The sequence below is a fragment of the uncultured Phocaeicola sp. genome, assembly GCF_948499155.1.
Taxonomy (GTDB): domain Bacteria; phylum Bacteroidota; class Bacteroidia; order Bacteroidales; family Bacteroidaceae; genus Phocaeicola; species Phocaeicola faecalis.
Genome location: NZ_CAOOSE010000018.1, coordinates 22256 through 41982 on the forward strand (window position 1 = coordinate 22256; position 19727 = coordinate 41982).

Consider the following 19727-nt stretch of genomic DNA (forward strand, 5'->3'; position numbering starts at 1 on the left):
GATGATGGAATATTCTTTTTATGATTTCTTAAAGCTGCTGGGTTCACTGGCGCTATTCCTTTACGGAATGAAAATCATGAGTGAGGGCCTGCAAAAGTTTGCGGGTGACAGGCTTCGTAAAATCCTCACGGCGATGACCACCAACCGGGTAACCGGAGTTCTAACAGGCGTGCTGATTACAGCATTAATCCAATCTTCTTCTGCCACTACCGTCATGGTAGTCAGCTTTGTGAATGCAGGGCTGTTGACATTGTCACAATCCATTGGAGTAATCATGGGAGCCAATATCGGTACTACTGTAACTGCGTGGATCATATCAGCGTTGGGCTTTAAGGTAGATATCGCTGCAATGGCTCTCCCGCTTTTAGCTGTTGGGGTGCCATTATTATTTTCAGGAAAGAGTAATCGTAAATCCATAGGGGAGTTTATTTTCGGTTTCTCTTTTTTGTTTATGGGGCTTTCGTTGCTCAAAGCAAATGCACCGGATTTGGGTAAAAACCCGGAAATGTTATCTTTCGTACAGAATTACACAGACATGGGCTTTGGCTCTGTGATGTTGTTTGTGCTGATAGGTACAATCCTGACGATGATTGTGCAGGCATCGGCTGCAACAATGGCTATTACACTCATTATGTGTGCCAATGGATGGATTAGTTTTGAACTTGGTGCTGCTTTGGTATTGGGTGAGAATATCGGTACCACCATTACAGCTAATCTGGCTGCATTGACTGCAAATACGCAGGCTAGGAGGGCTGCCTTGGCTCACTTGGTGTTTAATGTCTTCGGAGTTATCTGGGTGTTATGTCTGTTTAAACCGTTCACAATGGGGGTATCATGGTTTGTGGAAGATATAATGAAAACACCGGATCCTGCTGTGGCTGTTTCTTTTAAATTATCGGCTTTCCATACGACATTTAATATATGCAATGTGCTGATTCTTATTTGGTTTGTGAAGCTGATTGAAAAAACTGTTTGCAAGATTATCCCTCAAAGAGAACAGGACGAGGAATATCGCTTGCGTTTCATTACGGGCGGTATGCTTTCTACTGCAGAACTCTCTATATTGCAGGCACGGAAGGAAATCAATCTGTTTGCAGAACGTACCCATCGTATGTTTGGTATGGTGCGTGATTTGCTGCATACGACGAATGAGAACGATTTCAATAAGTTGTTCAGCCGTATAGAGAAGTATGAGAATATCAGTGATAGCATGGAGGTGGAGATAGCCAATTATCTGAATCAGGTTTCGGAAGGACGTTTGAGTTCTGAAAGTAAACTTCAGATTCGCTCAATGCTTCGTGAGGTGACAGAAATAGAAAGTATAGGTGACAGTTGTTATAATTTGGCTCGTACTATCAACCGTAAGTATCGCAGTGAAATGGATTTTACACAGAAACAGTATGATCATATCGAGCAGATGTTTAAACTGACGGATGATGCATTGAATCAAATGATTGCGCTGGTGGAAGACGAACATCATACGATTGATGTGAATAAGTCTTTCAATATCGAACACGAAATCAATAACTATCGCAACCAGCTGAAGAATCAGAATGTGCTGGATGTGAATAATAAGGAGTATGATTATCAGATGGGGGTACACTATATGGATATTATTACCGAATGCGAAAAATTGGGTGACTATGTAGTCAATGTAGTGGAAGCCGGTAGTAATGTGAAGGAGAAGAAAGCATAAGTCCGGATTGATGTCCATGATAGGAAAGATTGAATATGAGTGCACGACAGATAAAATAGAGAGTTATATAATAAAAGTGAGATAATGTCTATATTTATTTTTTTGAAACTGATAGGGTCGCTGGCTCTTCTTATGTATGGTATGAAGACCATGAGCGAAGCCTTGCAGAAACTGACGGGTGGGCAGCTTCGTCATTTTCTTGGAGCAATGACAACCAACAGGTTCACAGGACTGCTGACAGGAGCATTTGTAACGGCTTCCGTACAGTCTTCTACTGCTACTACGGTGATGACCGTTAGTTTTGTTAATGCCGGATTGCTGACCTTGGGTCAAGCTATTTCTGTCATTATGGGAGCTAATATCGGTACTACGGTGACTGCATGGATTATGTCCGTATTTGGTTTTCAGATAGACATGAATAATCTCATTTTCCCTCTTTTTGCTTTAGCCGTTCCTCTTATTTTTTCCAGTAAAAGCCAGAAAAAGTCTTTTGGAGAATTCATCTTTGGTTTTGCATTTATGTTCTTGGGTTTGACTACATTGCGTGAAAACGCTATGCACATGGATCTGGAACACAATGCGGCTATCCTTAGTTTCATTACTTCTTGCAAGGAGTGGGGATTCCTGTCTATTCTGCTGTTTCTTTTGATTGGCGGTGTCATTACTATGTGTGCCCAATCATCGGCGGCAGTAATGGCTATTACTTTGATTCTTTGCTCTAGTGGTGTACTTGACTTGTATCTGGGTATAGCTTTGGTGATGGGCGAGAATATCGGTACGACTGTGACTTCGAATATTGCTGCATTGACGGCAAATGCTCAGGCTAGGCGCGCGGCATTGGCACACTTTATCTTTAACACATTTGGTGTGATATGGATATTGTGTATATTCCATCCGTTTGTCAATATGGTAAGTGATGTGGTCAATAGTCTTTTTCCCGGGGTGAGCCCTGAGGTGGCTATTACTTATAAACTATCTGCTTTTCACACTGCATTCAATATTTGTAATGTGCTGATTCTTATTTGGTTTATTAAACCGATAGAAAAGGTGGTATGTTGGGTCATCAAGCCTAAGGAGGATGAAGAAGAATTCAGACTGCGTTTTATTACCGGTGGACTGTTGTCGACGGCTGAGCTTTCTATTGTCCAGGCTCGCAAAGAGATAAATTTATTTGCCGAACGTACCCGCCGTATGTTTGGCATGGTATGTGATTTGCTTCATACATCGAATGAAAATGATTTTAATAAGCTTTTCAGTCGTATTGAGAAGTATGAGAACATAAGTGACAACATGGAGTTGGAGATTGCCAATTATTTGAATCAGGTGTCTGAAGGACGTTTGAGCTCTGAAAGTAAGTTGAAGATTCGTGCCATGTTGCGCGAAGTGACGGAGATAGAAAGTATTGGTGACAGTTGTTATAACCTTGCACGTACCATTAATCATAAATATCGGGGTAATGAAGACTTTACAGAGAAACAGTATAGCCATATTCACCAAATGTTTCAGTTGACTGATGATGCTTTGAAGCAAATGGTGTCTTTAGTGGAGGATGAGGATCATCAGGTGGATGTGAATAAGTCTTTTAATATTGAGAATGAGATAAACAATTATCGTAGCCAGTTGAAGAATCAGAATGTGCTGGATGTGAACAACAAGGAGTATGATTATCAAATGGGTGTACACTATATGGACCTTATCGGTGAGTGCGAAAAATTGGGGGACTATGTGGTTAATGTAGTTGAGGCACGAACAGATATGAAAGAAAAGAAACAGTAGTGTTTGTTGTATCTCATTATAATGATATAAAAAAGAGAAGCGTGAGCCCGTTATCGGGACTCACGCTTTCTTATAATAGAATCATTTTTGAATGATTATTTTTCGATATCAATCAATTCAACTTCGAAAATCAAAGTAGAGAAAGGTTTGATTTGACCGGCATCGCGTGAACCGTAAGCCAAATCCTGCGGGATATAAAGTTCCCATTTTGAACCGACAGGCATCATGGTCAATGCTTCTGTCCATCCTTTGATTACTTGGTTGGCACGAGTGACAAAGGGCTCTTTACGGTCGTATGAGCTATCGAACTGAGTACCGTCAATTAAAGTACCTTTATAGTTTACTTTTACAGTTGAAGAATCGGTAGGGATGGCACCTTTACCTTCTTTGATAACTTTGTATTGAAGACCGCTGGGAGTAGTCTTTACACCTTCTTTTTTTGCATTTTCAGCCAAGAATTTTTCTCCTGCAGCTTTGTTGTCTGCATATTTGGCTTCTGTTGCTTTTGCCTGAATAGCTTCTGCTTTAGTCTGAACAAACATGTTGGCTTCTTCTACAGACATAATGTTCTGCTTCTTCAGAGTTGCGACAAAACCTGCCAAGAAGTTTGCTTTGTCCAAGCTTTGAGTAGAATCGTTGCCAAATAAACGTTGGCTCATCATGTCAAACATACGGCCGCCCACTTGTTGTCCGACCTGCAGACCTACCATGTATGCAACGTCTTTGGGGCTTGTCTTGTTGGCTCCGTCTGTAACACCTTTAAGGAACTCTGCCATATAAGTGCTGTCAACGCCTTGCTGTTGAAGATACATATCCAATCCCTGTGTGTTGGCAACACCCATCATATAAGAAAGTGAATCTACATCACTCTTCATGTTTGCTTTTGGTGCCTGAGCTGTACAAGAAGCTAAGCTGGCAGCAGCAGCGATAGCTACAAAAAAACTAATTTTTTTCATTTGCCTTAAATACTTTAATATTATAATACTTCAATTAATTCTACATCGAAAATCAATGTGCTGTGAGGAGGAATCATTTCACCTGCTTGCTGTGCGCCATAAGCCAGTTCAGAAGGGATGAATAATCTCCATTTAGAGCCTTCTGTCATTAGTTGCAAAGCTTCTACCCATCCTTTAATAACTTGGTTAACACCGAATACAGCCGGTTCACCGCGTTTGATAGAACTATCAAACAATGTTCCGTCAATCAGTGTACCTTCGTAATGACACTTCACACGGTCGGTAGCTCCCGGCTTTTTACCATTACCTTCTTTGATTATTTCATATTGCAAGCCGCTGGGGAGTGTTATAACTTCAGGTCTTTTGGCATTCTCTTCCAGAAAAGATTTGCCCTTTTCGATATTTGCTGCATTCATTTTAGTTTCCAGCTCTTCGAAATATTTGTTCACGATTTCGCGTGCCTCATTGTGACTGATAGCTGTTTCTTTTCCATCTAATACGTCTTTAATTGCCTGAGCAAAGTCATTCACGTTGATACCTTGAGCACCCATGCTCAGCAAATTTTGGCCGATTCCCAGGCCGATAGCGTAACTAAATTTATCCATAACTGTTTATTTTATAAGATGTTTTTCTACAAAACGCACAAAGGTAGGTCTTTTATTTGAATGATTATGATTTTAACAATTTAATTTTTCTTATTTTTGTGTGTCTAGTTTAAAGAGGAGGCCTAAAAATGAAGAATTTAGTGATTCTGACCGGTGCCGGAATGAGTGCCGAAAGTGGTATTAGTACCTTTCGTGATGCGGGAGGACTATGGGATCGATATCCTGTGGAGCAGGTGGCTACTCCGGAAGGTTATATTGCGAATCCTCAGTTGGTGATTCAGTTTTATAATGAACGGCGTAAACAGTTGTTGCAGGTTAAGCCGAACCGGGGACATGAACTGGTGGCTGAACTGGAGAAGTTTTTTAATGTAACTGTGATTACTCAGAATATTGATAATCTGCACGAACGGGCCGGTAGTGGTCATGTTATCCATTTGCATGGTGAGTTGACAAAAGTTACTTCTACTTTGCAACCCAATAATCCTAGCTATATAAAAGAATTAAAGCCGGAGGAATTTGAGGTGAAGGTGGGAGACCTTGCTGCTGACGGTTCGCAATTACGTCCTTTTATTGTATGGTTCGGTGAGTCTGTACCCATGATTGAGAAGGCCATTGAATATGTCGAAAGTGCTGATATCTTTTTAATAATAGGAACTTCCTTGAATGTATATCCGGCAGCCGGATTGTTGAATTATGTGCCTCGTGATGTTCCTGTCTATTTAATAGATCCCAAAGAAGTACCTATAGCTTCAGGCCGAAAAGTGTATGTCATACGCAAAGGGGCTTCGGACGGTATGGAGGAATTGAAAAAAATATTGGTGGGATAGCTTGTACATGAACAAATTCATAGTATATTTGTTATGTATTTAAAAGAACATTTAAAACATAAAACTGAAACAATTATGAAAAAGTACGTTTGCGTAGTATGTGGTTGGGTATACGACCCAGAAGTAGGAGATCCGGAAGGTGGAATCGCTCCGGGAACAGCATTTGAAGATATTCCAGATGATTGGGTTTGCCCTCTTTGTGGAGTTGGTAAAGATGACTTTGAAGTGCAGGAAGATTAATTCCGGTCTATAGGTAGCATGTCAATTAAGTGGAAGGTTTCCACAGGATATATTAGATAGCGCAGCTAGTTATTAGTTGCGCTTTTTTATTGTTGTTCTTTTATTATGGTTGGTGGTAAAAAGAAAAGCACAATCTGCATCGCAGGTTGTGCTTTTATATAAGAGTTGAATAGTCTTATTTCTTTTCTTGTCTTTCGGGACGCGGCAACAATACTTTGCGGGAAAGTTTGAATTTACCAGTCTTCGGGTCAATATCAAGTAATTTGACTTCGATTTCGTCACCTTCTTTCAGACCGGCTTCTTCGATAGTCTCGAGGCGTTTCCAGTCGATTTCAGAAATGTGCAACAAACCGTCTTTACCCGGCAAGAACTCAACAAAAGCACCGTAAGGCATGATAGAACGAATCTTACCTACATATACTTCGCCGACTTCGGGAACTGCAACAATACCTTTAATGATACGCATAGCATCATCAATGCATTTCTTGTTAGTTCCGGCAATCTCGATACGGCCTACACCGTCTACTTCTTCGATAGTGATGGTTGCGCCGGTTTCTTCCTGCATACCTTGGATAATCTTTCCGCCCGGGCCGATGATAGCTCCAATGAATTCTTTAGGAATAGTCATTGTCTCGATGCGCGGAGCATGAGGCTTCAGTTCTGCGCGAGGTTCAGCAATGCATTCGGTAATCTTGCCGAGAATGTGCATGCGTCCTTCTTTAGCCTGATTCAACGCTTTTTCCAGAATATCGTATGATAAACCATCTACCTTGATATCCATCTGTGTAGCGGTAATACCATCACGAGTACCGGTAACCTTGAAGTCCATATCTCCCAAGTGATCTTCGTCACCAAGGATATCAGACAATACTGCATATTTTTCTTCACCGACATTCTTAATCAATCCCATTGCAATACCTGAGACAGGCTTCTTCATCGGTACACCTGCATCCATCAATGCCAGAGTTCCGGCACATACGGTAGCCATTGAAGATGAACCGTTTGACTCAAGGATATCAGAAACGACACGTACAGAGTACGGATAGTTGGCAGGCACTTGTCCTTTTAAAGCACGCCATGCCAAATGGCCGTGACCGATTTCACGACGGCCTACACCACGTTGAGCTTTTGCTTCACCGGTTGAGTAGGGAGGGAAGTTATAATGTAACAGGAAACGCTCTTTGTGCTGATCCAATACATCGTCCACCATCTTTTCATCCAGTTTTGTACCTAATGTGACAGAGCTCAAAGACTGAGTTTCACCGCGAGTGAAAATAGCAGAACCGTGAGGACCGGGCAGATAGCCGACTTCACACCAGATTGGACGGATTTCTGTAGTCTGGCGTCCGTCAAGACGTTTGCCTTCATCGAGGATACAACGACGCATCGCCTCTTTTTCCACATCGTGATAGTAACGGTCAATCAACGGAGCTTTTTCTTCCAGTTCTTCTTCTGTATATTGAGCTTTGAACTCTTCGCGAATAGCATCGAATGCATCTTGGCGTTCGTGCTTGTTTCTGTTTCCTGATGCAGCGATAGCATAAGCTTTTTCGTAGCAGGCGTCATGTACAGCTTTACGGAGTTCTTCGTCATTTTCTTCGTGGCAATATTCGCGTTTGACAGTAGAGCCAACTTCTTCCATCAATTCCATCTGAGCTTTACAGTGGATTTTGATAGCATCGTGAGCGACTTTCATGGCAGCCAGCAAATCTTGTTCGCTTACTTCATCCATTTCGCCTTCTACCATCATGATGTTGTCATAAGTAGCAGCTACCATTAAGTCCATGTCAGCTTTTTCCAGTTGCTCGAAAGTCGGGTCAATAACAAACTGACCGTCAATACGTGCGACACGTACTTCTGAAATCGGACCTCCGAATGGGATGTCAGAAACAGCCAAAGCAGCTGAAGCAGCCAATCCTGCCAATGCATCCGGCATATCTACTCCATCTGCCGAGAACAAGACAATGTTTACATATACCTCTGCGTGAAAGTTATCGGGAAATAAAGGACGCAAGGCGCGGTCTACCAAACGGCAAGTCAGAATTTCATAATCCGAAGCTTTGCCTTCTCTCTTGGTAAAACCACCGGGAAAACGTCCGAATGCTGAATATTTTTCTTTGTACTCTACCTGAAGGGGCATGAAATCTGTACCGGGAACTGCATCTTTTGCTGCACAAACAGTAGCTAGCAACATGGTGTTACCCATGCGGAGCATTACAGAACCGTCTGCCTGTTTTGCCAGCTTTCCCGTTTCGAGCGTAATGGTTCTACCATCGGGAAGCTCGATCGTCTTAACAATTGGATTAATCATAAAAAATGTTTTAATATAATTTTCGTCTAAAATTCATGCAAAGATAGGTATTTATTCTTCTAATCGGGTGAAAATGAGCTAAAAAGTTACACAGATTACTGTTTTTTTTCATTTTAATGTGTAAGAAGCTAAATAAATGCTTTGACAAACCGTGAAAAGACGTATCTTTGCAGCGGAAATTTATTAGAAAACACACATTATATTAATTTTAGCGATGAAAAAGAATGTATATTTTTTGCTCGCACTTCTGTTGATGGTACTGAGCGCTTGCGATAATGAACCGAAATTTAAAGTCTCAGGTGAGATTAGCGGTGCCGATAATAAGACTTTGTATTTTGAAGCGTCGGGACTGGATGGTATTGTGGCGCTTGATTCTACGAAATTGGGAAGTAATGGAAGTTTCAGCTTTAGCGGAAAACGTCCTGAATCGCCGGAGTTTTATCGTTTGCGCCTGGATAATAAGGTGATTAATTTTTCGGTTGACTCTATTGAGGCACTGACAGTGAAGGCCGGAGCTAATGACTTTGCAACAGGATATTCTATTGAAGGTTCGGAAAATAATACGAAGATTAAAGAATTGGTATTATTGCTGGCTGATTTGCAGAAACGCGTAGATCAATTGGCCCATAACCGTAACATTCCGGCCGGAGTTGCTCAGGACAGTTTGGTGTCAATGGTCAATAACTATAAGAATAAAGTGAAACGTGAATATATCTTTGCGGCTCCTAATATGACTTATGCATATTTTGCCTTGTTTCAGGCTTTGAATGGGTATATGCTTTTTGACCCATTGACCAATAAGGATGATGTTAAGTGCTTTGCAGCTGTGGCAACCAGTCTGAATAATACTTATCCGCACGCAGACCGTTCTCGAAACCTTTATAATATGGTTATTAAAGGTATGAAGAACACACGCACTCCCCGCCAGACAGAACTAGATATTCCGCAAGACAAGATAAAAGAGGCTACCATCATTGATATTGAGTTGAAAGATATCAAAGGCAATGTACGTCGTTTGACTGACTTGAAAGGGAAGGTGATATTGATTGATTTTACGGTTTACAACAATGCTATGTCGGCGGTTCATAATCTGGCTTTGCGCGAGTTATATAATAAGTATGCCTCTCAAGGACTGGAAATTTACCAGATTTCGTTGGATGCCGATGAACATTTTTGGAAGACCTCTTCCGACAATTTGCCGTGGATTTGTGTGCGTGATGCTAATGGGGCATATTCTCAGTATGTTACATTGTATAGTGTGACTAATCTGCCTGCTGTTTTCTTGGTGAACCGAGCTAACGAATTAAGCGCACGTGGTGAAACGATTACTGATTTGGAAGAATCTATCAAAAAACTCTTGTAAAAACATAATAATGAGTCTGATTTGTTTAAACATGTTACATAGCATGGCTTTGGACTTGACTTGTATTGCTTAAAAAGCTATCTTTGCAAAACTTAAAATAATAGAGAGGGTTCCGACATCTTCAGTGTCGGAATTCTTTTTGTTTTTATAGGACCGAGTATAAACAATGAAAAATATATAATAATTAAAAAGGAGGAAAACATTATGGCTTATATGTCAGAAGAGGGTTACAAACAACTGGTGGAAGAGTTGAGATACTTGGAATCAGTAGAACGTCCCAAAATTGTATCGGCTATTGCGGAAGCTCGTGACAAAGGTGATTTGTCGGAGAATGCAGAGTATGATGCTGCAAAGGAAGCACAGGGCTTGTTGGAAATGAAGATTAATCAGTTGAAAACTACTATCGGTGATGCTAAGATTATCGATACGTCAAAACTGAAAAACGACACAGTCCAGATTTTGAGTAAAGTAGAGTTGAAGAACGCTAAAACAGGCATGAAGATGGCTTACACTATCGTGGCTGAAAGCGAAGCAAACTTGAAACTGGGTAAGATTTCTGTTAACACACCGATTGCGCAAGGTTTATTAGGCAAAAAGGTAGGTGATGTGGCTGAAATCACTATCCCTCAGGGAAAAATCAGTTTGGAAGTAGTAAACATTTCGTTTTAAAGTATAAGGCAGGGTCGTTTCGTGCGGTTCTGCCTTTTTAAATACTCATTGATATGGCAACAATATTTAGTAAGATTATCGCAGGTGAGATTCCCAGCTACAAGGTGGCCGAGAATGAAGAATTTTACGCTTTTCTGGATATCAATCCGTTAGCAAAAGGACATACGTTGGTAGTGCCTAAGCGTGAAGTGGATTATATCTTCGATTTGACAGATGATGAATTGGCTTCTATGCATGTATTTGCAAAGAAAGTGGCATTGGCCATACAGAAATCCTTCCCGTGTAAGAAGGTGGGAGAAGCTGTTATTGGTCTTGAAGTACCCCATGCTCATATTCATTTAATCCCAATTCAAAAGGAATCGGATATGATTTTCTCAAATCCTAAATTAAAACTTGCTGACGAAGAGTTTATTGAGATAGCTAGAGCAATTAATGAAGCCTGGGAAGGTCTGAAATAAGTAATCCTCTTTTTCTATATATTATAAAAAGGGCGTATCTTGGTTGAAAGATGCGCCCTCTGTTTTTTATATGAATCCGGAACGGTCTTGTCTGTTACACGAACCTATCTCCTAGTTTAATCTGGACATCGTTGACAAACTTACGGATGGCACTTTCGTCATCTTTTTTGCAGATAAGCAGCACATTGTCGGTTGCAGCCACCAGATAACCTTCTAGGTCCTGGATCACTGCTAACTTTCCTTCCGGTACCACAACCACATTCTGTTTGCAATTATATAATAAGGAATTGCCGTTAATTGCTACATTCTCATTCTCGTCTTTTGGTGCGACATCATAAAGAGAACTCCAGGTTCCCAAATCAGCCCATCCGAAGTCACATAGTTGTACAAAGACATTGTTTGCTTTTTCCATGATGCCGTAATCAATAGATATGTTAGGACATGAAGCAAAGTCTTCTTCGCCTTCGGATAATTTGGAGCACACTTCCGGCATTATTTCGTTGAATGCATTGATAATTGTGTTGATATTCCAAAGGAAAATTCCGGAATTCCAATAGAACTCCCCGCTTTCAACGAATACTTTGGCAAAGTCCAGTTGCGGTTTCTCGATAAAGGTTTTGACTTTAAAGAAATCCCCTTGTTTCTCTTCATCTATCTGTATGTAGCCATAACCGGTTTCCGGGCGGTTGGGCTTAATCCCTAGAGTAAGCAATTGTGGAGACTGTGAAACAAATTCCAGTCCTTTTATGATGGCCTCTTTAAATTCATCTTCTTTCAGAATCAGATGGTCAGACGGTGCAACGATGACATTTGCATTGGGGTTTATTCCTTTAATATGATAGGAAGCCCATGCAATGCACGGTGCCGTGCTTCTTCTTGTCGGTTCCAATAAAATTTGTTCTTCTTTTAATTCAGGAAGTTGCTCTTGGACTAATTCCTTATATAGCACATTGGTTGTTACGAATATATTCTCTAATGGGACGATTCTCTTGTATCTGTCGAATGTCTGTTGGATAAGAGAACGTCCTGTACCAAAGAAATCAAGGAATTGCTTAGGGAGATTTTTACGGCTATATGGCCAAAATCGGCTTCCGATACCTCCCCCCATGATCACACAATAATTATTGCTGTTCGTCATGATATTGAATCGTTTTAAAGTTTGTGCTAATATAGGGCTTATTTTTATATTTCCCTTGTTCAATCTACCATAAATGATGGTATATTTATCTTTTTTTGAAAAAAAACGCCGAAAAGTTTGCAGGTATGAAAAAAAGTCGTACCTTTGCAACCGCAATCGAGAAACAAACAATGTTTCAAGAGATGCCCAGATGGCGGAATCGGTAGACGCGCTGGTCTCAAACACCAGTGGATTCACTTCCATCCCGGTTCGACCCCGGGTCTGGGTACGAAGATAAAAGCTAAGTAATTGATAATTCAGTACTTAGCTTTTTGTTTTTATCGGAGATGTTCCCAAATTGTTCCCAATCATCCTTATGTGTCTTATCAAAGATGGGGCATTTACTTCATGCCATCTATTACCTTTAGTATAGAATCTGGCTTTTCTACCATTCGCAATACAGAATCCGAATCAAATCCCATATATTCTATATAGGTTCGTATTAACTCATAATGTTCTTTGGCATAACTTGTATCTATGATGCGTGTGGCGTTGAAACAGATAGGTTCATGATGTGCTATTCGGTTGCGAAATTCACGGATGGCAGTCAGTTGTTTGTAGATGTCTGTTTGCTTTAAACCATGGGCTTTGTTGGGGAATATTTGAAGAAGTGTTTTTCCTCCTATGCGGTAATTGCGTCTTGTAAACAGATAAGTCCAGAAACCAAATGTAAAGGAAGCTACCATCTTATCGTTGTTGTATACCCCCATATTGGTATAAGTGCGTTGTATGCGTACTATTTCGGAAGTTTCCTGTTCAAGCAATCCATTGGGTCTTGCTTGGTTGATAATCCAATTATCATCGTTGAAATATTGTTTGTAGTGAGCGTTTATGGCATTGCGTAGCATTATCTCAAACATACCGATAACCCCATAAAAACGTTGGCTCAACTTGATGTTGTATTGGTATAGCCGCAAGGTCTTGGCTTTTTCATTGCCACTTGCTTGTGCGTATTTATTTAATCTTGCAGGGGATAGTACCTGCAAACATTCGTCATATTTCATTTGGTATAAGTTTAAAAACGGAACATCTCTTGCAAATATAGAAATTAATGCCTATATTTGCAAGCGTAAGACCCTGTTGTCCCTGCTGAACAAGCAAACTTCAGGGTTATTGTTTTTTATGTACCTATGATAATGGCAGAATTTTGTTAGAGCCTGTCTCTCCGCAATAAACGCTGAAAATCAGTAAATTGCAAAATAAACACCCAGTTTTACACCCAAGAATGTAAATTGGCCGTTTTTTGTATATTCTTAACTGTTGAAGTTTTCCCTGAGCTGTAATAGTTGTTTGTTACTTATCTAATTTATATGCTTACTCCTCCCCACTAAATTTCTACTGCCCCAGATTAAATTCTTCCGCCGGATCAAATGTCTGCACGTTGAACCGGAAGCGATAGCGGGAGGTAGCGTTTGTCAAGAAAGGGAGACAAACTAATCCAATCACCTGGCACACAATATGACGGAGCCTGACACAATGACATATATACATGCAGGCTTATGCGTACGTCCGTGTAGCCCGATGCGTATATACGTGTAGGCTTATGCGTACGTCCGTGTAGCCCGATGCGTATATACGTGTAGGCTTATGCGTACGTCCGTGTAGGCTTATGTCACCGTATGTGTGAAGTCTGATGCGTACATACACATTTAAAAATAGGCAGCCCACACTGAATGTTGAAAAAAGACCTTTGTGTTTCCCAAAAAGCTCTTTATGTTTCCAAAAAACTTCAGCGCCTTTCCAAAAAACTTCACCATCTTTTTAAAAAAGCTCGGCATGTTTTTAAGGTAGGGGTAGATTACACCCCCTCACAAAGCTGCTCATTCCTTCTTCTCCGTTCATCCTTACATTTTAAATTTAACGCACTGACGAACAGTTGGTTAAAGATGACAGGACATCCCCTCATCCTCCCTTCAGCCATGCTTTCCAAGTCCCTTCACAATCTGCCTTCAGCAATTTCCTTTTTGACGAATGAAAGGAGGCTGAAAGGGTGGTGACGAGGTGTCCACTCACTACCGGTTCCCTTATCAACAGATGAATGAGGGGTTGAAGAATGCCTACGAACAGGCAAGAGAAGAAGCAGGGCGCAAAGCTGCCTTGATGCATATCACTGGAAGTGTTCATGATGTAACGGACGTACTTCCCGGTTGTTGATGAACTACATTCAGTTGTAGAAACAGGAAACAAGACATTTTCTCAATAAAAAGAAAATGAGAGTATGATTCTAATATTTAATAGCCACTTTGATAAGTAGGTGAATCGAATGGCTAATAGATTTTCCCGCTGCTTGTTCCGAGCATGAACCAACAGCGGGGTTGTTTGTAGGGATTTACTTTGTGGGAGGATTTATCCCACTACTAGTAATTGGAGGCAAATGGCGAGTATGAAATAAGCTATATAGCAGGCAACGGAGACAACTAAGGAGACAAGCAGTTGTTTCACAAATGATTTTTCTTTCCGCATATAATTGTAATTGAACGTCGCGCCTATGATTCCAAATAAAGCACCGATTAGTCCGCCTAGGAGGATAAGTAACACAGGCAGTCCACCCACAATATACTCGCGGGTAGACAGGCGTTCTTCCAAATCGATTTTTCGCCCGCGGAACACTGCGACATGGACAAAGTCAAGTCCGTAGACAATCTTTATTTCTTCTTGTTCTCCATTGGTATTGGTTATATGATACTTCGGATTAAACCGTCCTTGTCTTTTAATCTCTCTTCCGTCTTGATATAAACGTTGTTTAAAAGGGCCGTACTCTAATTTTAAATTGCCTTGTACGCCTTCCAGTGTAAAATTCAATTCTCTTGCCATAGTATTTATTTTAGATGTTGTTCCTTTTTAAGTTGTCGGTAGATATCGGGTAGTCTGTCGTCTTGAAAAGACGTTATCTGAAAAGAACCGCTTTCTATCCTTCCGTTTACTTGCGGGTTTGTAATAACAGAATCGTTGAAAATAAAGGCTATTTGCTGTCCTATCGCTTTTTCCGTTTCGTCCGCCCATTTGTTTTGCTTGTGTTGACTCACTTTTCCGGTTATTGCATATCTGCCGAAGGCGTCGGTGTCCAGTCGGAGTGCACTAAAGTCTTTTACAGTCACAATCGGTTCAGGGTCAATGCTGTCTTTTTGTTCGGATATGATGTGATACCATCCGTTTTCATACTGTTGTGACCTGTGGTTTCGGTTGCATGAAGCAAGGCATGAGGTGAGGCAGGCAATGGGAAGGAGTATGCCAAATAGATTTCTGAGTTCCATATTTGATTGATTTATCTGTTTTTCAATGTCTTTCTTATCGATAGGCTTACATACGGCTCTTCTGGCTCTGTCCGGCTCCTGTTCCTTTATACTTGTTCTTTGCAGCATTGAACTTGTAGCGCAGGGTGAAAGTGACCTGTCGGAACTGGGTGATATAATCGCTCATCGTGCGTATGCCACTGTATATCACTACGTCCGCATCATCGGTTTCTAAAAGATTATTGGCTTGCAGTTGCATGCTCAGCCGGTTGTCGAAGAAGGCTTTGTATAAAGCCAGCGAAACATTGCACGCATCTTTTTGCTGGTACATGTTTTGGTTGTGTCCGCAAGTGGTGTAGGCGGCGTTTACATCCAGTAATATACCGGCAGGCAGCGAGAAGTTATTGCGCCAGACGAATGTGCCGACAGGATTGTTGAGTGACATCATGCCGTTGTGGGTTTTGATGGAGAACCACTGCTTGTAGAGTTCTGCCGTGAACTGCGGTTTCCACAGCCCGACGGTGGGCGCCACTGTCAGTGATGCCGTCATGCGGTCGTAGGATTCGGTGTTTACCACTTTCAGTAGTGAAATGGTGGGGTTCTCTTCCGAATAGTTTTCTGATATCTGCATCATGTCGTCTTTCACGCGGCTGTATCCCACGGAGACATTCAGCCATTGGTAAGAGGCTGACAGCAAGATGTTTTGCGTCATGGTCGGAGTCAGGAAAGGGTTTCCTGTCTGATAGGTATAGCGGTTGGCATAATAGGTGTTGTTTCGCAGATTGTCGTAAGAAGGGCGGGCGATGTCTCCTGCATAGCTGAGCTGCACCTGTGTCTTTCCGATGGGGAAATTGATGTTCAGCGATGGGAATATGTTATCGAACTTACGGCTTTGTACGTCTATGTGTTTGCCTTTTTCGTAGTAGTCGAAGCCCACGTGCTCGTATCGGATGCCTGCCTGTATGCTTACATCACCGAAGGACCGTGTATAGTCCACAAACATGGAGGCTGCCCCTTCCTTTATCTCGCTGTCATCATCGGCAAGGATACCTTCCGGGTTGAGGTAGAGATTGGTGCGTCCGGTATGCGAGTATTCACCTCCAAATGATAAATTGCCTTGCCACAGAGGGTGTGAAAGTACCAGCTTGGCGGCATAAAGTGTATTGTTGTTTTCATTGAAGGTATTGACATGGTTTTCATCGTGTTCGTTGATGATTTCCGTCGTGTTCTGCGTTTCTTTGGTAGGGCTCCATAAGCCGTCGGCATTGAAGTCGATGTTCCAGTTGTTTATCTGTCCGTTGTAGTAATAGTTCAGGTTGTGGCTGGTGGAAGGGTCGTAAAGCATCATCCGGCTGAAACTCTTCTCGTAAAGTTGGTTGTCGGAGAACACTTGTGTGAGATATCGCCAGTCTCCATGGGTAGCCATATAGCGGTCTATGTTGTAGCGGATTCCCATGGAATGTTTTTCATTGAACTGATAACTCATGGCGAGTGTGCCTTCTATGTTGCTGCGTTTTGTCTTGGCGTATGAGCCGTCCATCTTTTGCTGCCATAACTTGTCCAAATGGGTGTCGATGATAATCTGCTGGTTGTTTCCGCCTCGCAATGTGCCTCCGAATAAACTGCCGGAGAGATCGAAGCCGTTTTTGCGGTAGTTGAAGTTGAACTGGTCATAGACGCTCCAGCCATACGTGCGGCGGTTGCGTGTCACGAGCCGGTTGTCGAAGCCGAAACCTTCGCCTTGCGATTTCTTGGTGATGATGCGCACAACGGCTTTCACGGAAGCGTCGTAGCGTGCTCCTGGATTGCGCACCACTTCCACGCTCTTTACGTTGTCTGAAGAAAGTTGCTCCAGTTCCGAGCTGCTTCTCACTTTTCTTCCGTTGATGTAGATTTCTGCCGTTCCTCTTCCGAACACATTTACCGTCCCTTCTTCAGCCGAAATACCCGGTATCTTGTCGAGCAAATCGTTTCCTGTACCGGATTTTTCTAATACGCTGCCGGCAACTGTGGTCACCATCGCATCGCCCTTCAGACGCATTTTGGGTAAGTCGGCTTTTACGGTCACTGCACCCAGCTGATGTGTGTCTGCCGTCAGTTGGACAACACCTATGTCGGCAAGATTTACCGGTCGGTATATGGTGGCATATCCGATAGAGGAGATGCGTATGATTTGGTGTGGGGGTATTGTGTTCAGACTGAATGTTCCGTCCTCTCCGCTTATCGTTCCGGTCACGAAGGCAGAGTCGGGGAGTGACAGCAGTACCACGTTGGCGTATGGCATCGGTTTGTTCTCTTCGTCTACTAATTTTCCACTGACTGTTTGTGCAAAAAGTCCGGTGATTATGCCTTGGCAAGCCAATATAAGTAATGCAATATTAAGTGCTTTCATATCGTGATAAATGTGTTCGCTATACTCTTTCGGGGGCAATGTCGCGAAAATTATTGGTATCTACAAGTAAATAGTCGGAAACTTTAGCCGGCGCTACTGTTTTTTAAGTTGGCTCTAACTGCATTTATCGGGAGCGGTTTTATACTTTTTAGAGAAGGCGGCTTTATTGATGTTTGCGATAAAGGCTCTGGGAGTAACTCCTTTGTAGCGTTTAAAATTGCGGTTGAAGGTTGCATAGGATTTGAATCCACATTGTTCTGATAGAGTGCCGAGGTCTAGGGTCGGTTCTTTGTGTATGGCGGCTATAGCGTAATCGATACGGAGATTATTAATCCATGTAGTAAAGTCCATGCCGGTACACATGTTGACAGCCTTTGACACATAGTCACGGTTACTTTTTACTTCTTTGGTAACGAATTCAATAGACAAATCCTTGCTTAAGAATCTGTTGTGATCCATGACAACGGTATGAATGTATGCGAATAAGGTCGTATTTTGCTGTGTCGGACTTTTGGGGCGGTCTATGCTTTTGGATGGGGAGATAACAGTTGCCTTCTGCTGTTTGTCCTGTTGGTTGTTGACAGTCTCTTGAAGCGGTGCTTTCTTCTTGGCTTTGTTTTGCGAACTGGTGATTTTCCATTTTATAAGGTAGAATGCAATGGGGCTGAGTGCAATAAATATCATAATACTTATGATGATTGCATACGTCAAATGGCGGGAATATTCCAATTCTGTGTCTTTTTTCTCTAGGTTGAATTGGAGTTCTTGAATTTCAAGCCGGTCTGCTAAGTTTTTGCTGTCTTTTTCCTTTTGCATTTCATTGTAAAGTTGTTGAATAGAGTCTCTGTGAGCAATTAATTCGAGTGCTTTCTTATATTGTTTGGTAGAACGACAGAAATGGCTGAAACTGGTTAGTGCCTCAATTTGTCTTTCTAATAATGGGGCTACTTGGCTGGACTCTTTCATTAAAGGCTCTACCATTGAGTAATAATAGTTTGCTTGTTGTTCTTTTTGATGTTTATGTAATAAGTTTGCTAAATAAGAAAAAGTTGATAACGAATAATTAGGCAGATTCTTTATATTGGGATTGGTTTCAATGGCTTTGTTTATGAAATATATGGCAGAGTCTTCTTTTCCTTCAATGATGTAGCTTTCAGACATTTTACAGTTAAGGAAGAAACTGTTCCTTTCTTTTCCGTTTAATCTTTCAGATAAAACAATGCGTGCGCTATCTGGCTTGTGGAGACCTAAATAGCACGTTACTAACAGATTTTGGATAGAAGGAGAAGTCGTGACTATTTCTTTATTATGCTTGATAGCATCATTATAATAATACAGGGCTTTAGAGTAATTTTTATTATCAGCTAATAGCTTGATTAATGGTGGTAAACAAGAGTTCTGTAAATTACTTAACTGGTTGGCTATGATTAATTGGTATGCCTCTTCGTACGTAGAGATAGCTTGATTATAATCACCTAACCTACTTAGGTGATTAGCGATAATGAGTAAATCATCAACAATATATTGGGGGATATTAGCTATACGGTGCTCTTTAAGTAATTCAAACCAAATAGGTAGATATTCTTCTTGTTTTCCTCTTCTGTTAAGTAATTGAGCTTTGAGCCGTTTCACTTTCCATTTTTCTTCTTGAGTTAATGAATAATTTGTTTCTAGCTCATGAATATAATTAAATTCTATGTCCGATATTATAGTATTTGTATTTCTAACTTCTAATTTATTGCATAGCTCAATTACACGCAATAGTATGCTTTTTCGTTCTCTGTTTGAAGCAAATGGTAAGAAATGCATTAACAAATCTTTTTGTTTTTGTATTGTGTTTGCTTTATTTTCATTTCTTTCTGCTATTTGGATAGCATACTTTACTTGTTCGTTGATAGGTTGCTTTTGTATTATGATTAATAGCGAATCAAAGGAAGATGATGAAATTGCAACTTTAGAGCATATTTGTTGCAATTCATAAACTTCCTTTTGCTTGTGTTTAGTGCAACAGATGCATAAGCATA

The 19727-nt window shown here is 41.2% G+C and carries 17 protein-coding genes and 1 tRNA gene; 8 read left to right on the plus strand and 10 right to left on the minus strand.

The annotated features are described in order from the left end of the window. Positions 1-4: 4 nt before the first annotated feature. Together QYT14_RS12710 and QYT14_RS12715 are read left to right on the plus strand one after the other, a co-directional pair. Complete coding sequence (locus tag QYT14_RS12710; RefSeq protein ID WP_237039520.1) at positions 5-1696, plus strand: Na/Pi cotransporter family protein; 1692 nt, start codon at positions 5-7, stop codon at positions 1694-1696. Between the two features lie 84 nt (positions 1697-1780). Continuing rightward, a complete protein-coding gene (locus QYT14_RS12715; protein ID WP_237039426.1) occupies positions 1781-3472 on the plus strand; it encodes a Na/Pi cotransporter family protein in 1692 nt (563 codons plus the stop codon). A gap of 95 nt (positions 3473-3567) precedes the next feature. On the opposite strand, the gene QYT14_RS12720 is transcribed toward QYT14_RS12715, so the two are convergent. Together QYT14_RS12720 and QYT14_RS12725 are read right to left on the minus strand one after the other, a co-directional pair. After that, positions 3568-4428 (minus strand): FKBP-type peptidyl-prolyl cis-trans isomerase, encoded by an 861-nt coding sequence (locus QYT14_RS12720; protein WP_237039427.1) that lies wholly within the window; start codon positions 4426-4428, stop codon positions 3568-3570. 20 nt (positions 4429-4448) lie between these two features. Beyond that, positions 4449-5033 carry an FKBP-type peptidyl-prolyl cis-trans isomerase gene (locus tag QYT14_RS12725; protein WP_237039428.1) on the minus strand — a complete coding sequence of 195 codons (585 nt, stop codon included), beginning with the start codon at positions 5031-5033 and terminating at the stop codon, positions 4449-4451. Between the two features lie 128 nt (positions 5034-5161). Here QYT14_RS12725 and QYT14_RS12730 point away from each other — a divergent pair, with 128 nt between their 5' ends. Then, positions 5162-5860 (plus strand): NAD-dependent deacylase, encoded by a 699-nt coding sequence (locus QYT14_RS12730; protein WP_288325629.1) that lies wholly within the window; start codon positions 5162-5164, stop codon positions 5858-5860. 75 nt (positions 5861-5935) lie between these two features. After that, a complete protein-coding gene (gene rd, locus QYT14_RS12735; RefSeq protein ID WP_005944308.1) occupies positions 5936-6100 on the plus strand; it encodes a rubredoxin in 165 nt (54 codons plus the stop codon). 175 nt (positions 6101-6275) lie between these two features. Here the strand turns inward: rd and pnp are convergent, their stop codons facing one another. After that, positions 6276-8411: a polyribonucleotide nucleotidyltransferase gene (pnp, locus tag QYT14_RS12740; RefSeq protein ID WP_237039430.1), complete on the minus strand. Its 2136-nt coding sequence runs from the start codon at positions 8409-8411 to the stop codon at positions 6276-6278. A 214-nt stretch (positions 8412-8625) separates the two neighbouring features. On the opposite strand from pnp, the gene QYT14_RS12745 reads away from it, so the two are divergent. From QYT14_RS12745 to QYT14_RS12755, 3 genes are all read left to right on the plus strand, one after another. Then, the gene (locus QYT14_RS12745) at positions 8626-9774 is read left to right on the plus strand and encodes a DUF4369 domain-containing protein (protein ID WP_288325628.1); all 1149 of its coding nucleotides are present in this window, start codon (positions 8626-8628) and stop codon (positions 9772-9774) included. A 204-nt stretch (positions 9775-9978) separates the two neighbouring features. After that, positions 9979-10443, plus strand: a complete 465-nt coding sequence (greA, locus tag QYT14_RS12750; protein ID WP_237039432.1) for a transcription elongation factor GreA — start codon at positions 9979-9981, stop codon at positions 10441-10443. A 53-nt stretch (positions 10444-10496) separates the two neighbouring features. After that, a complete protein-coding gene (locus tag QYT14_RS12755) occupies positions 10497-10901 on the plus strand; it encodes an HIT family protein (RefSeq protein WP_237039433.1) in 405 nt (134 codons plus the stop codon). Between the two features lie 94 nt (positions 10902-10995). On the opposite strand, the gene QYT14_RS12760 is transcribed toward QYT14_RS12755, so the two are convergent. After that, a complete protein-coding gene (locus QYT14_RS12760) occupies positions 10996-12039 on the minus strand; it encodes a mannose-1-phosphate guanylyltransferase (RefSeq protein ID WP_288325627.1) in 1044 nt (347 codons plus the stop codon). 184 nt (positions 12040-12223) lie between these two features. On the opposite strand from QYT14_RS12760, the gene QYT14_RS12765 reads away from it, so the two are divergent. Then, a tRNA-Leu gene (locus QYT14_RS12765) sits at positions 12224-12307 on the plus strand. A gap of 112 nt (positions 12308-12419) precedes the next feature. Here QYT14_RS12765 and QYT14_RS12770 read toward each other — a convergent pair. The 6 genes from QYT14_RS12770 to QYT14_RS12795 form a co-directional block, all read right to left on the minus strand. After that, a complete protein-coding gene (locus QYT14_RS12770) occupies positions 12420-13082 on the minus strand; it encodes an Abi family protein (RefSeq protein WP_172500225.1) in 663 nt (220 codons plus the stop codon). An 898-nt stretch (positions 13083-13980) separates the two neighbouring features. Beyond that, positions 13981-14202, minus strand: a complete 222-nt coding sequence (locus QYT14_RS12775) for a hypothetical protein (protein ID WP_288325626.1) — start codon at positions 14200-14202, stop codon at positions 13981-13983. Positions 14203-14424: 222 nt separating this feature from the next. Beyond that, on the minus strand, positions 14425-14892 hold the full coding sequence (locus QYT14_RS12780; protein ID WP_288325625.1) for a hypothetical protein: 468 nt from the start codon (positions 14890-14892) through the stop codon (positions 14425-14427). A gap of 5 nt (positions 14893-14897) precedes the next feature. Beyond that, positions 14898-15332: a hypothetical protein gene (locus QYT14_RS12785; protein WP_288325624.1), complete on the minus strand. Its 435-nt coding sequence runs from the start codon at positions 15330-15332 to the stop codon at positions 14898-14900. A gap of 46 nt (positions 15333-15378) precedes the next feature. Continuing rightward, the gene (locus QYT14_RS12790; RefSeq protein ID WP_288325623.1) at positions 15379-17703 is read right to left on the minus strand and encodes an outer membrane beta-barrel family protein; all 2325 of its coding nucleotides are present in this window, start codon (positions 17701-17703) and stop codon (positions 15379-15381) included. A gap of 114 nt (positions 17704-17817) precedes the next feature. Beyond that, positions 17818-19677: an AraC family transcriptional regulator gene (locus QYT14_RS12795; RefSeq protein WP_289307201.1), complete on the minus strand. Its 1860-nt coding sequence runs from the start codon at positions 19675-19677 to the stop codon at positions 17818-17820. Positions 19678-19727: the final 50 nt, after the last annotated feature.

Excerpts from the sequence above, each read along its gene's own strand:
- QYT14_RS12710 (WP_237039520.1), top strand. The coding sequence starts at position 5 with ATGGAATATTCTTTTTATGATTTCTTAAAGCTGCTGGGTTCACTGGCG.
- QYT14_RS12715 (WP_237039426.1), top strand. The coding sequence starts at position 1,781 with ATGTCTATATTTATTTTTTTGAAACTGATAGGGTCGCTGGCTCTTCTT.
- QYT14_RS12720 (WP_237039427.1), bottom strand. The coding sequence starts at position 4,428 with ATGAAAAAAATTAGTTTTTTTGTAGCTATCGCTGCTGCTGCCAGCTTA.
- QYT14_RS12725 (WP_237039428.1), bottom strand. The coding sequence starts at position 5,033 with ATGGATAAATTTAGTTACGCTATCGGCCTGGGAATCGGCCAAAATTTG.
- QYT14_RS12730 (WP_288325629.1), top strand. The coding sequence starts at position 5,162 with ATGAAGAATTTAGTGATTCTGACCGGTGCCGGAATGAGTGCCGAAAGT.
- rd (WP_005944308.1), top strand. The coding sequence starts at position 5,936 with ATGAAAAAGTACGTTTGCGTAGTATGTGGTTGGGTATACGACCCAGAA.
- pnp (WP_237039430.1), bottom strand. The coding sequence starts at position 8,411 with ATGATTAATCCAATTGTTAAGACGATCGAGCTTCCCGATGGTAGAACC.
- QYT14_RS12745 (WP_288325628.1), top strand. The coding sequence starts at position 8,626 with ATGAAAAAGAATGTATATTTTTTGCTCGCACTTCTGTTGATGGTACTG.
- greA (WP_237039432.1), top strand. The coding sequence starts at position 9,979 with ATGGCTTATATGTCAGAAGAGGGTTACAAACAACTGGTGGAAGAGTTG.
- QYT14_RS12755 (WP_237039433.1), top strand. The coding sequence starts at position 10,497 with ATGGCAACAATATTTAGTAAGATTATCGCAGGTGAGATTCCCAGCTAC.
- QYT14_RS12760 (WP_288325627.1), bottom strand. The coding sequence starts at position 12,039 with ATGACGAACAGCAATAATTATTGTGTGATCATGGGGGGAGGTATCGGA.
- QYT14_RS12770 (WP_172500225.1), bottom strand. The coding sequence starts at position 13,082 with ATGAAATATGACGAATGTTTGCAGGTACTATCCCCTGCAAGATTAAAT.
- QYT14_RS12775 (WP_288325626.1), bottom strand. The coding sequence starts at position 14,202 with ATGAACACTTCCAGTGATATGCATCAAGGCAGCTTTGCGCCCTGCTTC.
- QYT14_RS12780 (WP_288325625.1), bottom strand. The coding sequence starts at position 14,892 with ATGGCAAGAGAATTGAATTTTACACTGGAAGGCGTACAAGGCAATTTA.
- QYT14_RS12785 (WP_288325624.1), bottom strand. The coding sequence starts at position 15,332 with ATGGAACTCAGAAATCTATTTGGCATACTCCTTCCCATTGCCTGCCTC.
- QYT14_RS12790 (WP_288325623.1), bottom strand. The coding sequence starts at position 17,703 with ATGAAAGCACTTAATATTGCATTACTTATATTGGCTTGCCAAGGCATA.